We start from the raw sequence: 16453 nt of genomic DNA on the forward strand, positions 1-16453 counted from the left end.
ATGCTGGATATATTAAGTTTTTTATTTAAAAAAGATGATATTAAAAATCAATTATATACTGAATTTCCGCAGTACGCTGAATTATTTGAAGATGAAGAGTTTTCAAGGGAACTCGATAAAAAAATAAATGATTATAATGAAAATTTAGATAAAGAGCTTTCATCTAACAACCCTTTGAAAAATGAATATGATAAATATAATAATGCATATTCTTCTTTTAAAAATAATGGTGCTGATGAAAACCGTATTTTAAATGATATAAATAATTATAAAAATTTTGATAAAAATGCCGATTATAATTTTTATAATAAAAAATTAAATGATATAAAAAATAAACATAAAGAAGAATATAATAATATCAATAACGATTATAATGCTTTAGAAAAAGTGGTTTTGAATGATTGGAAAAATTCTTTAGATAGAGAATATACTAAATGGGCTTTGGATAAAATAGATGAAAGAAGAAAAGAGTTTTTTAAAGATATTAAAAATCTACTTGAATATTTAAAAGACATAAAAGAAATTAAAGAATCATTAGGAGATGAAACAGGTGAGCTTTTTGATTTGAGTCTTGGGAAAATTGCAAAAAGAGATATAAATTATATAAAAAAACTAGCAAACTTTCTAAAAAATCATAAAAATATAAAAGAACTTTGCGATATGCTTGGCAGATTTATGAAAGCAGAGGAAAGCATAAAAATAGAAAAAGTTTTAAGAAAAGAAACTTTTAAAACCAAAAAAATAGATACTAACTCTCAGGAAGAAATTGTAGGCATAACTTATTCTAGGGATATACATAATATACTTCCTCAGGAAAAACTTCTTTTAGCTGAAGGAGTACTTGAAACTCTATTCGGTATTAAATATTTTGAGAATAGACTTTTAACTTTCAAGAAAGAAGGATATATTGATTCATTTTATGAAAAAGATATAGAAGAAGAGATGCAGGCTAAAGAAGACGATAAAAAAGGTCCTATTATAATATGCGTTGATACAAGCGGTTCTATGAGCGGAGTACCCGAAACTGTTGCAAAGGCTGTTACATTATATTTGGCTACTCGTGCAATGAAGCAGAAAAGAAGTTGTTATCTTATAAATTTCAGTACTCAAATAGAAACTATGGATTTAACATATCCTAATACTATGGATAATTTAATTGATTTTTTGAGATTAAGTTTTGATGGAGGGACAGATGCTGTACCTGCATTAAGGCATGCTATAAAAACTATGAATACTGAAAATTATAAAAAATCTGATTTGCTTTTTATTTCTGACTTTGTATTTAATAGTTTTACAGATAAAGATTATAAATTGGCTGAAGAACAAAAGAAAAATGAAAATAGATTTTATTCTCTTATAATAGGAAGTACTCCTATGTTTAATGTGGAAAACAGCATATTTGATTATAATTGGTGTTATGATTCTTCAAGAGGTTCAGTTAAAGAGATTACAGGCAATATGTATTCGAGTATATTCGGACATTAATAATATATTAAAATATAATAAAATCACAAAAAATATCAAAATTTTATATTATTTTCTTGACTGTTATTTTATTCATTGTATTATAAATACAATATTTTTGGGCAGACTTGATTATGAATATAGATAGAATCTTAAATAATTGTCAGACAGCTATAAAATATGAGTTTAGGAATAAAGATCATCTATTAGAGGCTATAACTCATAGAACTTATGCTAATGAATCTAAAAAGAAAATGAAATATAATCAGAGATTGGAGTTTTTAGGTGACTCTGTACTATCTCTTATTATTTCAGATTATCTATTTAAAAAATATAATAGCAGTAAAGAAGGTTTATTGTCTAAAGTAAAATCCTCTTTAGTATCGCAGAAGAGTTTGGCTGATATTTCAAAAGAGCTTAAACTTGGAGACTTTTTACTTTTAGGACATGGTGAAGAGGCTTCAGGCGGAAGGTATAGAGATAATATGCTTGAAGATTTATTCGAGGCTATAGTAGGTGCTATATATTTAGATTCAGGAATTACAAGTGCATCCAAATTTGTTATGCGTGCTTATAAAGAAAGACTTAAGAATTTGGATATTGAAAACTTTGATAAAGATTATAAAACTATATTCCAAGAGCTTATACAGAAAAAACATAAAACTAGTCCTATTTATAAATCCTATGAATATTATGATGATAATAATCATGAGATGTTCAAAGCTGAAGTTTATGTTAATGATAAAAATTTTGCTTTGGGAGTAGGTAAAAGTAAAAAAGAAGCGGAAACTAATGCTGCCAAAAAAGCATTGGATAAAATAGAAATGGCTAGTATGGCAATAAAGAAAAATAAAAAAATTAATAAGTAATAACTAAAATATTAAAATACTAAAAATATAAATTTAGTATTTTAAGTAATGTTAACATAATAAGTGAGCCAAAATATATGGTAACTTTAGTTGTCATCTATTGTAGCGTAGGCGAACATAGCAATAAAAGGAAATGTCATGAATAATATTATAATAGCACCATCAATACTTACAGCATCATTTACAAATTTAGAAGGAACTATAAAAGAGCTTGAAGAAGCAGGAAGCGATTATCTTCATTTGGATATAATGGACGGAGTATTTGTTCCGCAGATTACATTCGGAGCAAAGGTCGTTTCTGATATAAAAAAAATAAGTAAAATACCTTTAGATGCTCATCTTATGATAGTTAATCCTGAAAAGCATATTGATGATTTTGCTAAGGCAGGCTGTGATATTATAAGCGTTCATTTTGAGGGTAATATACATATACATAGATTAATTTATCAGATAAAAGCACATAATATAAAAGCTGGTATTGTTCTTAATCCTCATACTAGAGTTGATGTAATAGAACCTATCATTGATGATATTGATTATTTGCTTATAATGAGTGTAAATCCGGGATTCGGCGGACAAAAATTCATTGACTCATCTATAAAAAAGATAGAAGAAGCTAAAAAGTTGATAGGAAATAGGGATATAATTTTGGCAGTTGACGGCGGAGTTAATTTAAAAACTTGCGGTAAAGTGTTAGAAGCAGGAGCTAATTTCCTTGTGGCAGGAAGTGCAATAATTGACAGTGATAATAAAAAAGATACTATTAATAAATTAAGAGGAAATTAATTTTATATATACTAAAAATTTTTAAGTTTATCAACCGATGCACTTTATATAGAATTATCAACTTTTTTGCCGCACACGATCTGCGGGCTTCGCTAAAGTTTTTATCCTTAGGATACGCTACGCGAAAGGCTATATTTGATGAAGTCCACCTTCGCCCTGCAAGGTGTAACCTAAATTTTAGGTATTAGTATACATTTATTATATATTGTAATAATATAAGGTTGTAGGACTTGCGTTTTTTGCAACTTTTTTGTGCGTCAAAAAAGTTGATAATAAATATGCAAAAATATCAAAATTGACAAAATATAATTGTTTAGTATAATCATAATACATATGTCATAAATATTTATTGACTTAGTTTTGATATAGAGCTTATACAATATAATAAAGGAAAAAATGGAAGAATTAGATAATATCGATAATAACAATAAAAACAAAGAAGAAAATTTAGATTCTCCAAAAGTATTTATAAATAATGCTCAAATTCTTGAATCAGGACAAATATTAATAACTCCTCCAAAACCAGATGAAAAAACTTTTGAAGATTGGAAAAGAACATCAGATGAATAAGCTGGTAAAGGCGAATATGAAAAAGCTATAGAAGCATATTTTAGAATACTTTGGACTGATCCTAATAATACAGAATATTGGGAGCATTTAAGTTATTTATACTTAAATGGCGGCAGATATAAGGATGCAGTATATGCTATATCAGAATGTCTAAAATTAGATACTAATAATCATCAGTATTTATATAAACTTGGGGGATTGTATATATTAAATGAAAATTATAAAGAAGCAGAAGATTATACATTAAAAGCTTTAAAATTAGATCCTTTAAATTATAAGTATTTTCAAAGGCTTGGAATAGTTTATTATTATATTAATCAATATGATAATGCTTTAAGTTTAATTTTAAAATCTATAGAATTACAAAATGATGATTATAATAATTTGCTTTTATTAGCTTATATTTATGATGCTAAGAGCGAATATGATGAAGCTATAAAATCTATATTAAAATATTTAGAGCATACAGAAAAAACATCATATAATAAATGTTTCGGATATCAATATCTTTCTATACTATATATTAAAAATAAGCAGTATGATACAGCAATAGAAACATTATCAAAAAATTTAGATTTGTTTCCTAATGATGATTTTAATTATTACTTGCTTGCAAATATTTATATTTTAACAAATCAATATAAAGAAGCTATAAATGCAGCATCAAAAGCTATTGATTTAAATAAAGATAATTTTTGTAATTCGCATATATTAGCTAATGCATTTTATAGAAATAAAGATTATGATAAATCTATAGAAATATTATTGAATACATTAAAATTATTAAAAGAAAATCATAAAGAAGAAAAATTACCAAATATTAAAGCTATAAGACTAAAAAATAGAATACTGGAATTGAGTGATAGATCTATAGAAGAGCTTTGTAAAAATTTAGATTTAGATGAAAAAAATTATGATTATTATCATTTGTTAGGAAAAGCATATAACAAGATTGGAGAGTATAATAAATCAATATGTTTTTTCTTACTAGCGTATGAATTAGATAATGAAAATATTTATAATCTTCATTGGATTGGATCTACATATAATCAAAATAAAAATTATAATGCATCAATAAATTTTTTATTAAAAAATATAGATTTAAGCAGCGGCATTATAGATAGTTATTATTGGCTTGCTGATTCATATTATAATATAGGCGAATATGAGAAAGTTATAAAGAATTCATTAAAAATAGATAATTTAAAAATAGATGATGACAATATAAAGTACTTATTAATATTGGGAAAATCTTATTATAAATCAGAAAACTATAAAAAGGCTTCTTCTGTTTTATCTAAAGTATTAGAAAAAGATGAAAACAATTTGGAGATTTTAACTCTATTAGGAAAATCATATAGTGCTATTAACAATCATAAAAAAGCAATAGAAATGTTTGTTAAATATGATAGTTTAAATCCTAATGATACGGATAATTTAAAATCTTTATCAAAGTTGTATTATGATAATGAAGAATATAATAATGCTATAAATATTTTTTTGAAATTAACAGAATCACATCCTGATGAGTCAGAATATTGGTATTATTTAGGTAATTCACTAAAAAATACTAATCAAAATAAAGAAGCCAAAGAAGCGTATAAAAAAGCTTTGAAAATAAATCCTTATAATCAAACATATAAAGAAGGTTTAAAAAGCGTAAGACCAAATTTTTTAAAGTCTGCATCTAGTTTAGTAACAATTTTTTTCATTTTGGTTCTTATTGTATGCGGTATATTTTTGTTCAAAGCAAAAGCTAATCTTGGTATGGCATTACCTTTATTTACAGTAATTTTTGTTCTAATGTTTAAGACAGTTTCGTTATTAAAAAAATAGTAAATAATATTTGTTATTAAAAAATCTAAGAATATATACCTAAACAACTATATTTTGTCAATTTTTTATTTTTTATGAATGTAAATTATATTTTTTATAGAATAAAATATTATTCCATATTGTTTAAATATATCTTACAATTAATATAAATTATTAATTTTGTACAATAATAAGTAATCAACTGCACATATAGTGGACGTTTGATAAGATTAAATAGTACCGTGCTGGAAGATGCTGCGAAGCATACCTACGGTAGCAGCTCGCGGTTGACAAAGTTAAAAATTTTAGTATAAACTCTTTAATCTCATATAAAAAAGTTTTATAAAGTATAAGATTAAATTTTTTATAAATATTTGAATTTAATATATTGAAAATATTTTTATTAAATTTTATTATTACCGTCAAAAAATATGTGGGATATATTGATGTCAAATAATAATAATAAATCTATTTTACTAGCTTCGGCAGCGTATATAATATGGGGGCTTCTTCCTCTTTATTGGAAATCAGTTCAGAATTTTGATTCAGCTTTTGTTTTAGGTTTAAGGGTTATAACTACTTTTATATTTACTTTAATAATTATTATATATAAAAAGGCTAATCTTTATAAAGGAATTAAGCCTTTAATAGCTATAATAATTGCAGGAATTTTTTTAGGACTTAATTGGTATTTATATATTTACACCGTTAATTCAGGACATGTTCTTGAGGCAGGACTTGCTTATTATATAGCACCTATTTTAAGTATATTAGTAGGTATTATAGTTTTTAGAGAGAGAAAAACTCCATTGGAATATGCAGCAATTATTTTAATGTTTGCTGGAATGATTTATCAAACAATAACTCTTGGAAAGCCTCCTATAATGGCATTTTTTATAGGCCTTACTTTTTCAATATATGGCTTATTCAAAAAACTTACTATATATTCAAGCTGGGAGAGTTTATTTTTAGAAACTACTGCTATATTAATTCCATCAATAATTTTAAGTACAATATATTTTCCTAAAACTCCTCAGCCTATTCATACTTGGGTATCATTGATGTTTGCAGGAGTTGCTACAGGAATACCATTGTATTTATATGCCAAAGCAGCTAAAGGGCTTCAAGTTTCTACTCTTGGATTTCTTCAGTTTTTACTTCCATTTTTTGCTACTTTACTTGCAATTTTTGTATATAAGGAAGAAGTTAATTTGAATAGGGCTATTACTTTGGCTATAATAATATTAGCGGCGATTCTTTATGCTATTTCTATATTTAAAAATTCTGCTAATAAAAATAATTGAGTATATACCTAAACAACTATATTTTGTCAAAAATAAATTTATATTTTTGTTTTTATATCTAGGGCTTTGACCCATACCCCACTTCTTTTGCGACCGAAGGAAGTGCCTGCGACTGAAAGAAGTACCTTTAGGTATGGTATTGCCACAAATAAGCTATATCCTAGACAAGCTCGGATACACTTGGTGAAAGGCTACATTTAGGCTTTAATTTAATAAATTATTTTACATGTAAGACAATTTTAGTATTATTTAGTACTAATTTTATACTTGCACTTTTTGGTTCTTTTTGCGGCGGGAAAAAGAACAACAAAAAATTGACAAACTTAAAAATTTTTAGTATATATTAATTATTTTTGTATTCTCTTTCTAAAATATCCTGATAAATCAACGGGAGTTTCCTCAAGCCATGATGACATAATGCATTCATATTTACCTTTGCTTTTGCTTAATTTGTAAATTTGATATTCAACTCTGTCGTTTCCGCCGTCAATAGTTTCTCTTGACTCAACTAGCATTTCATATATTCCGTCTCCATCAATATCTTCAAATATATTATCCATTTGAGTGATAACAGAGCTTTTCATAGAATTAATTTCTTTATAAAAAACTACATCAGCAATAAATTTTACACTAGCACCATCTATTCTAAACATATACATGTATATATCTCTATCTGTACCATCATCATTTATGATATAGTACTTTATTATTCCTATTTCATTTTTTTTATCATAAAAATTTTCTAAATCAATAGCAGCATTTTTTCCTAATCTGTCTGTTTTATAAGAAAATTCTTCATTGTCTTTATTGTATATGTATATTTTATCTCCCTGAGCAGAAGATACTAAAGCTATAAATTCATTACCTTCTTTAGGAAGAACATCAGCAATAACTATAGAATATACTTTATACCCTTTGCTTTGTAATTCTGATTTTAATTTTTCAGCCTGACTATATTCAGCATTATTTATATTGTCGCTTTTATAATAAACAATTTCTCCATTGCCTGAAAGATTAAATAAACTTTGCACATCAATAGAGTAAAGAGGCATAGTTAATATTAAAGAGATTATAATTGATAATATTTTTTTCATAATTTAGCATCCGTTTTATTTTATTATTTGTAAGTTTTTATATCAACAAATTCTATTTCAGAATTCACCTTTCCGTCAGAACTTTTATATTTAATTATTTTAGGTAAAGTATAATCATCTACTTCTTCATATGAAATATTAACATCATATATTTTAGATTTTTTATTATAATATTCTGCTCTTTCTATTATATAAGATTCTTTATTTACCGTGTAAGTTACACTGTAATTTTCATTTTCTCCTTTTGCTCTCAAAGTTATCTTATATTCATCTTTTTTATCTTCTATATTTTCAAAAGTAATTTTTTTTGATAGAGAACTATAATCATTGTTATTTCCAACTAAAGCATAAAATCCAACAGTTTCTAAAGCTCCTTCAAATACAGAAAACATATTTCTATAAAAGGTGTCCACATTTTCAAGTATTAGGGTAGGTTTATATCCTTTTTCAAAAGTGAATCTCAATTTTATATCTTCTTTAGTTTTTGTATAACTTTTTGCAGGAATAGTATCTATTTGTCTTTGTACTATTTTTCCGTCTATATAGGCTTCAAATTTTCTTGGATAAATTGCAGAATATTTTTCTTTCATTTTTTCGTATATATCCTGAAAATTTGCATCTTGAGAATATGCATAAGTATATGCAATACATATTGTGATTATTATTAATACTATTTTTCTCATACTCTTACTATTCTCGTAATATTTTTAATTAGCAATAATAAAAAATAATTATATGTTTTTTGTAAATTTTATATAGAAAAATAAAATTTAAATGTTATTATTATTAAATTAACACTATTTTATACTAAAACTATTCATACATTAAAATCTTGACTTTAATTTTAAAGTTTGTTATACTTGCAGTATAAAAAATATAATTTATGGTAAGTATTTATGAGCGAAGAACAAAATGAACAATTGTCAGAAACAGGCATATATTGTGCCAATTGCAGATATTGCGTTTTATTCAGAAAAGCTAGCGGTATAGACGGTAATCAATATTTGCTAAGAGTAAAATGTGCACAAGAGCAATGGCGCAAAAAACTTGGCGAAGAAAAAATGTACAAGTATTTTACAGTTGCTAGAAGAACTGTAGAAAAATGCGATGACTATAAGGAAATGGGTGATTTAAGAAGTTTCCTTAAGACTTTGCGTAAGAGTTTGCCTGTACGTGATGAAGTATATACTATAAAGAAATAATGGATTTTTAGTGAAAAAAAGTTTTATTTTTTTAGTTGCGGTTGTTTTTTTATTGATTTCATGTGCTTCAGCTGTTAAAATTTCTGTAGAGGAAGAACAGTATCCTAGAATAATAGCTGAAAAAGGGTATACTGAATTTGGTAATAAAAATTATAAAACTGCTATAGCCTATTATCAGTACATAATAGATAATTTTGATAGAGAAAATTATGCTAAGGATGTGGCTTGGGCTTACTATGAAATAGGTTTTTGTTATTATTATCAAAAAAAGTATGAGGAAGCTTTAAAATATTTTGATATAGTTCTGAATAATTTTACAGTTTTGCCTCCTAAAATTTTGGCTCAAAAGGTTATGCAGGATATTTATGAAGAAAAGCCTAAATTAAAACCTATGGAAGTCATAGAAGAGGAAATAGAAGTTATTGAAGAAAATATAGACTCATGAGAAAAGAAAGTAGCATCACTAAGAGTATTATATTAAGTTTCCTATTGCTTAGTATTTTAAGTTTGTTTATTATCCTTTTTGTGTATATTTTGTATAGCAGAGGGGAAGGGGAAGATTATTCTCTTACAACATATATACTATACAGTTTAATATTCTTTAAAAGCTATATTCCTTATGTAATAGCGTTATCAGTTTATTTGTCATTTTTTAAAGCTAAATATTTATATCAGGAAAGTATATCGAAGGTTATAGCTTATCCTATAGGGCTTATTGTATTACTCGTCTGCTTTTATGCTATATATGATTATTCTTTTACTAATTACTTTATATCTAAACTTAAAGAGCATAATAGTATTAGAGATGCAAAAATATATTATGAATATGAATTAACATTAAAAAATAGAGCTTATGAAGCGGCAAAAGAAGAATTGATGGCTGGCAACTTAGATGCAGCATCTAGTTTAGCTGAGGAAGCATTATTTTATGATAAAAATGATGGAAATACTCTTTTGCTTATAAAATCCATACAAAAAGAAAAAATGATTAAAGAAGCTAAGATTCATGAGGATAAATTTAATAATATAAATAATTTAATGAGTCTTGGTACAAGAGAGTTTAGCCTATCTAATTATAATGCGGCAAATAACTATTTTAATCAGGTGCTAGAATTGGATAAGAATAATCCTATGGCGCTTTATTATATGAATAGAATCAGTATAGCTATGAATAGAAAGCCTCTTTATTATGGTAATGCTACACCTCAGGAAGCTTCTATATATTCAAGATTATCAGAAACTATTAATATGTATGAAAGCGGATATTTATGGAAGGCTTATGATAATATTTCTAAGCTTTATCTTAATTATCCTAATATAGCTGAAATAAATAATTATTATTCTATTATAAGAGATGCCATAACTAGATATAATTTCTTTATTAAGGAAGCACAAGAGGTTAGAGAAGCATATATAAATAATCCGGATTTGCTTAAATATTCTTCTGTTTTTAGTCATAATGGTATAAATATAATGTTAAGTAAGAATGTTTTCTTATCTTCATCTACAAGTGCAATGTTTAAAAATAGTTTGTATATATTTGATGTTTCACTTATGGAATTAGATGATGAATTGAAAATTGTAAGATGTGAGAATTTCTTATTTGGAAAGATAGCTGATTCTTTCAATACTACTAATAATACTAAAAATATTATATTAAAAGCATATTTTGATACCAATAAAAATGAATATATATATAATGATGCTATTAGTAAGGTTATTCCTATTAATATATCATACAGCACATTAGATATTATAAAAAATTATACTTCTTTGAATTTGAGATATGTGAATTTATTAGAGTTATTTACTTTAAGAAAAGAAATTCAAAAATTTGGATATTCTAACAAGGATATTAATTTCGAGCTTTTAGTAAAAAATATAGAACCTATAGCTTATTTATTATTATTTATGATAATAGCATATTATTCATTCAGATTTAGATTGGCAGCATCTACTGATAAATTCCATTTTTACAATAGAATTACAGGTGTTTTAGGTACATTATTATTTGTTGTAGTTTATAAAGTTTTAATAGATTATCTTGGAATGCTTATGTTAATGGCATCACATATTACAATAAGTGTTTTAATTGCTGTTGTGGTATTTGCATTCCTTATACTATACGTTATATTCCAAATGGCTAGAATTCCTAGAGATGTTAGATAATTTATATTCAAAAAGAGAAGTTACAGAATATTTAAAAAGTAAGTCCATATTTCCAAATAAGAACAGAGGACAGAATTTTTTATGCGATAGAAATATAGCATACAATATTGCAAATACTGTTCCAAATAATTTATCAAGAGGGAAATACGCTTTAGAAATAGGCGGAGGACTTGGGGCTTTAAGTAATATGCTCCATGATATATATAAAGATAATCTTACAATAGTAGAATATGATAATGCTTTATATAATCATTTAATAGAAAAATTCAATGATGTTAATATAATACATAAAGACATATTAACATTCGATATATCTAATTCAGAAAATAAATACGATGTATATGGAAACATACCATACAATATAGCAAGTCCTATAATGGAATGGCTTTTACATGAATCTTATAATAAATGGAATTATGCTGTATTTATGGTTCAAAGTGATTTTGCTCAAAGACTTATAGCGAAAGAAAATACGGAGAATTATTCTTCTTTAACTTTATTTGCTAATTTTATGTCTGATATTAAATTGGAATATAATGTTTCAAAAGATGTTTTTTATCCGATTCCAAAGGTTACTTCATCTATTATAAGTATTACGCCTAAAGAAGTTGATATTGATATTATAGAAATATTTAAATCTGTTTCAAAAACTTTATTTCATAATAGAAGAAAAACCATACGTAATAATTTTATTAGTTCTCCATATTTGAATATAAATAAAGATCATATTGATGAAATATTAAGTAAGGCAAATATTGACGGCAATATAAGAGGGGAAACTCTGCCTATAGATAAAGTTACAGAACTTTCTAATATAGTAAAGCAATATATTTAATTATTTGTATTATCTAAAATTCTTACAGATTTAATGATATTTTCTATTTCTTTATCATCTTTTTTACTATTAGCATTATACATACACATTATTTGAAGTACGCCATTATTATGAATCATAGTAAAAGATTTATGATAAGTTTCATTAGGTCCGTAATAGAAGCTGCTTAAAATTTTATATGAATTAGGTATATTTTCAGGCATTTCTTCAGATAATACTTGGAATTCTTTTATAGAAGGATGATTTCTTAAACCATTTATTATCTTATTTTTAGCATTCTCTAAATTTATACTGCCGCTGTAAACAGGTTTGTATTTAGTATATACCACAGTATATATACCTGTATTTCTTTCCACTCCATAAGATTCATTAAACTCTACAGAGTTATCTATAGCTACTGTTCCGTCTAAAAATCCAACTTTAAAATCTGCCGGTACATCTACAGCTATATCTGTTAGAGTTATAGTTTTAGTTCTTTGACCGCATGAAGAAAGTAATAATATAACAGAAATTATTATTAGTGTAGTAATGAATTTTTTTAATGTTTTACTCATATTAATATTATATATCATATTATATATTTTTAAAGTAAAAATTTTATATATTTATTTTTTTTTTATAAAAATAAAAAATTATTTTTAATTATTAAATTATTTTTTTTATATTTAAATATATAGTAAAATATATTTAATTTTGAATGAATTGAAAGGATATTTTATAATGAGAAAAACAAAAATAATAGCAACTTTAGGTCCAAGATGGTCTAGTGAAGATATGGTAAGAAAGATTATAGAAAATGGGGCAGATGTATGCAGGTTAAATTTTTCTTTTGGAACTTATGATGAACATTTGGAAAGAATTAATATAATAAGAAAAGTTTCAAATGATCTTAAAAGACCAGTGGCAATATTGGCAGATTTACAAGGTCCTAAAATAAGAATAGGTAAATTAAAAGAGCCTATTACTGTAAAAGAAGGTGATATAGTAAAACTCAGCGGATACAAAGAAACTAATGATGAAAGCATTATACCAACAACCCATTCTAATATTGCTCATGATGTTAAATCTGGTTCTATGCTTTTAATAGCTGATGGTACTATACAGTTTATAGTTGAATCCAGTGATGAAGCTTCGAAACTTGTTGTATGTAAGGTTATAACAGGAGGTACTATATTAAGCAGTAAAGGAATCAATCTTCCTGGAGCACATGTTACAACAGAGGTTCTAACTGAAAAAGATGTAAGTGATGCTTTATTTGCTGCTAAGAATGGCGTTAATTATTTGGGAATGAGTTTTGTAAGAAAGGCTGAAGATGTTATCAGACTTAGAAAGATATTAGATGATAATAATCTTCAAGATGTAGGTATTGTTTCAAAGATAGAAAATACAGAATCGCTTGAGAATTTAGAGGAAATTATAAAGCATTCAGATGGTGTAATGGTAGCTAGAGGAGATTTAGGTGTTGAGATACCATTTGGAGAAGTGCCTGTTTGGCAGAAAAAGATATTAAGAATGGCTAATGATATAGGAAAGATTACTATTATAGCAACTCAAATGTTAGAGAGTATGACTAAAAGCCCTGTGCCTTCAAGAGCTGAGGCAAGCGATGTTGCTAATGCTGTTTTAGATGGTACAGATGTTGTTATGATGTCTGCTGAAACTGCTTCAGGAGATTATCCTATAGAGTCAGTTAAAGCTATGGTTTCAATAGTAGAGGCAGCTGAAAAATCTGTTATAAGGTATTCGCATGAAAATATGACTTATTTAGACAGAGGTGTTAATGATGCTCTTGCTGATAGTGCTTCTTATTTATCATATTGTTTGGATAACAAAGTGATAATTGCTCTTTCAAGATCAGGATATACTGTTAAAAACTTATCTAAGAAAAGACCTAAAACTCCTATAGTTTTTATGTCTGCTGATACTGATTTATGTAACAGATTAGCTATATGTCATAATGTGTATACTATACTCATGCCTGAAGATTTGAATTTCAGTGCCGGTATAAGTCATGGCGGTCAAATTGATATACTTGAAGATACATTAATAAAACATAATTTAGCTAATCATGGTGATAAGGCTATACTTGTCAGCGGAAGCAAATGGCAGGGTAGATGGCAGGAAAACAGCGTACGTGTAGTTGTTGTGCACTAATTTATATATATTATATGGTTTTTTGAGGATTACTATTTAAGTATAGTAATCCTTTTATTTTTTATAAGATCTATTTTTAATCCGCCCTATAAGTTTTTTAATAATATATGTTATTTTTATTTTATATTTCTTTTGAATTTGAATTTGTTTTTATAGATGCCCGCCCAAGTTTTATGAAGAATTATTGCTGTTATTTCCGCACGTTGAATAAAATTTATAATATAATTAACTTAAAATTGCAATTTAAATTATAAATATAGATTTGCTTACCGTGCGGTTGAATAAACAAAAAATATAATAAAAATTTGGGTGGGCATGCTTTTATAAATTAAGTAAAAAAATTAATAAAAACTTTTGTATGTAATTGAAATTAAAAAGTGTAGAGGGTGGGATTTCAAAATTAGCTTTAAAAATATATTTATATTCCTGCACTTTATTCTTTATTGATTTTTATTGAAATTCTAATTTAGTTTAATTAGGATATAAAGCACCCGCCCAAGCGTTTTTTAAATTTATAATGTAACTTCATTAATTTCCAATCCCGAGCCTTTTTACGGCTTCTGAAATATGATCTATACCTATGATTTTTATATCTCCCGGATTTTTAATTTCTTTTACAGCCCTTTTAGATATGTACACTTCTTTAAGAGAGAATTTCTGCATCTCTTTTATTCTTCTTTCTATGAATCTAACCGGCCTTACTTCTCCTGAAAGCCCTAATTCTCCAATATAAGCAGTAGTTCTCTGAATTGATATTCCTGACATACTTGAAGCTATTGCCATCGCTATTGCTAAATCGCTTGCAGTCTCTTTAACATTAAGACCATTGGCTACGTTTATGTATACATCTTGATTTGAAAGATTTAAATGTGCTCTTTTTTCTAGTATCGCTATTATAATAAGAAGTCTGTATTGATCATAACCTATAGTAAGCCTTCTAGGATATCCAAATGCACTGCTTCCAACTAATGCTTCCTGCTCAACGCAAAATACTCTGCTTCCTTCTATTACAGGAGTTATAACATTTCCAGCGAATACTGACTCATTAACACCTCTTGTAAATACTCTAGAAGGATCTTTAACTTCCATTAATCCTCTTTCTGCCATCTCGAATATACCAACTTCATCAACAGCCCCATAACGATTTTTAACCGCTCTTAATATTCTGTATATGCCTTTATCATCTCCTTCAAAATATAATACGCAGTCTACAATATGCTCTAATATTTTAGGACCTGCTATAGTACCTTCTTTGGTTATATGTCCTACTAAAAATATTGTTATGTTTTTTAGTTTAGCAGTTTGCATCAAAGCCCAAGCACAGTTTTTTATTTGTGCCGGTGAGCCTGCTATACTGTTTGTAGACGGACTGTATATAGTTTGTATGGAGTCTATTATAGCAAGCGATGGAGTATCATCTAATAAAGTATTTATTATATTATCACAGTTTGATTCTGAAGATATTAAAAAGTCAGAGTCTTCTAATGTGAGTCTGTCTGCTCTTAATTTTATTTGTTCAAGAGATTCTTCACCTGTGAAATAATAAACTTTTTCATTTTTAGCAATATTAGATGCAGTTTGTAAGAGTAGGGTGGACTTACCGATTCCGGGCTCTCCGCCTATTAATATAACGCTTCCCTGTACTATTCCTCCGCCCAATACTCTGTTAAGTTCATCTATATTAGTTGATATTCTAGTTCTATCATTAGTTTTTATTTTTTTTAGAGGAGTTAATGAAGCCTTGTCAGAACTTGATGATGTTGAAGTTCTTTCTCTTATGGATTTATTAGTATCCTGAGAAGGTTCTGTAAAAGGTTTTAAACTATTCCAAGAACCGCATGAAGGACATTTGCCCATCCAATTAATAGTGCTTTCCCCGCAATTATCACATACGAATATAGTATTATTTTTCTTTGCCATATTTTTATTAATTCTATAGTTTATTTTTTATTATAATTTTTCTATTTATTATTTTTACTAAAAAACTTGTTCTCCATTTATGGTTTAGTAAATAAATTTACTAAATGCTCACAAGTTTTTTATTTCTTTAATTTATTTATAAAAAATTATTCGCTTAAAATATATAACAAATAAATTTGTTATATGCTCATAATTTTTTTATTTCTTTAATTTATTTATAAAAAATTATTCGCTTAAAATATATAACAAATAAATTTGTTATATGCTCATA

Annotated in this window: 15 protein-coding genes; 11 read left to right on the plus strand and 4 right to left on the minus strand. The window is 26.4% G+C overall.

The window, feature by feature from the left end:
• From Q0K19_RS10505 to rarD, 6 genes are all read left to right on the plus strand, one after another.
• Entirely contained in the window at positions 1-1485 is a 1485-nt protein-coding gene (locus tag Q0K19_RS10505; protein ID WP_297247730.1) for a VWA domain-containing protein, read from the plus strand.
• A gap of 113 nt (positions 1486-1598) precedes the next feature.
• The gene (gene rnc / locus Q0K19_RS10510; RefSeq protein ID WP_297247731.1) at positions 1599-2333 is read left to right on the plus strand and encodes a ribonuclease III; all 735 of its coding nucleotides are present in this window, start codon (positions 1599-1601) and stop codon (positions 2331-2333) included.
• A gap of 138 nt (positions 2334-2471) precedes the next feature.
• Positions 2472-3119 (plus strand): ribulose-phosphate 3-epimerase, encoded by a 648-nt coding sequence (rpe, locus tag Q0K19_RS10515; protein WP_297247732.1) that lies wholly within the window; start codon positions 2472-2474, stop codon positions 3117-3119.
• Between the two features lie 396 nt (positions 3120-3515).
• The gene (locus Q0K19_RS10520; protein ID WP_297247733.1) at positions 3516-3689 is read left to right on the plus strand and encodes a hypothetical protein; all 174 of its coding nucleotides are present in this window, start codon (positions 3516-3518) and stop codon (positions 3687-3689) included.
• Between the two features lie 138 nt (positions 3690-3827).
• Positions 3828-5525 carry a tetratricopeptide repeat protein gene (locus Q0K19_RS10525; RefSeq protein ID WP_297247741.1) on the plus strand — a complete coding sequence of 566 codons (1698 nt, stop codon included), beginning with the start codon at positions 3828-3830 and terminating at the stop codon, positions 5523-5525.
• A gap of 425 nt (positions 5526-5950) precedes the next feature.
• Positions 5951-6808, plus strand: a complete 858-nt coding sequence (gene rarD / locus Q0K19_RS10530; protein ID WP_297247734.1) for an EamA family transporter RarD — start codon at positions 5951-5953, stop codon at positions 6806-6808.
• A 347-nt stretch (positions 6809-7155) separates the two neighbouring features.
• Here rarD and Q0K19_RS10535 read toward each other — a convergent pair whose 3' ends face one another.
• Both Q0K19_RS10535 and Q0K19_RS10540 read right to left on the minus strand, forming a co-directional pair.
• Complete coding sequence (locus Q0K19_RS10535; protein ID WP_297247735.1) at positions 7156-7902, minus strand: hypothetical protein; 747 nt, start codon at positions 7900-7902, stop codon at positions 7156-7158.
• Positions 7903-7925: 23 nt separating this feature from the next.
• Positions 7926-8585 carry a hypothetical protein gene (locus tag Q0K19_RS10540; protein WP_297247736.1) on the minus strand — a complete coding sequence of 220 codons (660 nt, stop codon included), beginning with the start codon at positions 8583-8585 and terminating at the stop codon, positions 7926-7928.
• Between the two features lie 213 nt (positions 8586-8798).
• On the opposite strand from Q0K19_RS10540, the gene Q0K19_RS10545 reads away from it, so the two are divergent.
• From Q0K19_RS10545 to rsmA, 4 genes are read left to right on the plus strand one after another with little or no spacing between them, the layout of a single operon-like run.
• Complete coding sequence (locus tag Q0K19_RS10545; RefSeq protein ID WP_012669563.1) at positions 8799-9104, plus strand: hypothetical protein; 306 nt, start codon at positions 8799-8801, stop codon at positions 9102-9104.
• 10 nt (positions 9105-9114) lie between these two features.
• A complete protein-coding gene (locus tag Q0K19_RS10550; RefSeq protein WP_297247737.1) occupies positions 9115-9549 on the plus strand; it encodes a tetratricopeptide repeat protein in 435 nt (144 codons plus the stop codon).
• Positions 9546-11273 carry a hypothetical protein gene (locus tag Q0K19_RS10555; protein WP_367172157.1) on the plus strand — a complete coding sequence of 576 codons (1728 nt, stop codon included), beginning with the start codon at positions 9546-9548 and terminating at the stop codon, positions 11271-11273. Before Q0K19_RS10550 ends, Q0K19_RS10555 begins: the two co-directional genes overlap by 4 nt.
• Complete coding sequence (rsmA, locus tag Q0K19_RS10560) at positions 11263-12108, plus strand: 16S rRNA (adenine(1518)-N(6)/adenine(1519)-N(6))-dimethyltransferase RsmA (RefSeq protein ID WP_297247738.1); 846 nt, start codon at positions 11263-11265, stop codon at positions 12106-12108. Before Q0K19_RS10555 ends, rsmA begins: the two co-directional genes overlap by 11 nt.
• On the opposite strand, the gene Q0K19_RS10565 is transcribed toward rsmA, so the two are convergent.
• Positions 12105-12662, minus strand: coding sequence for a hypothetical protein (locus Q0K19_RS10565; RefSeq protein WP_297247739.1), 558 nt, complete (start codon positions 12660-12662; stop codon positions 12105-12107). The genes rsmA and Q0K19_RS10565 overlap by 4 nt on opposite strands.
• Before the next feature lie 166 nt (positions 12663-12828).
• Here Q0K19_RS10565 and pyk point away from each other — a divergent pair, with 166 nt between their 5' ends.
• Positions 12829-14262, plus strand: coding sequence for a pyruvate kinase (gene pyk, locus Q0K19_RS10570; RefSeq protein ID WP_297247740.1), 1434 nt, complete (start codon positions 12829-12831; stop codon positions 14260-14262).
• A gap of 528 nt (positions 14263-14790) precedes the next feature.
• On the opposite strand, the gene radA is transcribed toward pyk, so the two are convergent.
• The gene (gene radA / locus Q0K19_RS10575; protein WP_144109024.1) at positions 14791-16182 is read right to left on the minus strand and encodes a DNA repair protein RadA; all 1392 of its coding nucleotides are present in this window, start codon (positions 16180-16182) and stop codon (positions 14791-14793) included.
• Positions 16183-16453: the final 271 nt, after the last annotated feature.

The sequence above is a fragment of the uncultured Brachyspira sp. genome (genome assembly GCF_944393015.1).
Taxonomy (GTDB): domain Bacteria; phylum Spirochaetota; class Brachyspiria; order Brachyspirales; family Brachyspiraceae; genus Brachyspira.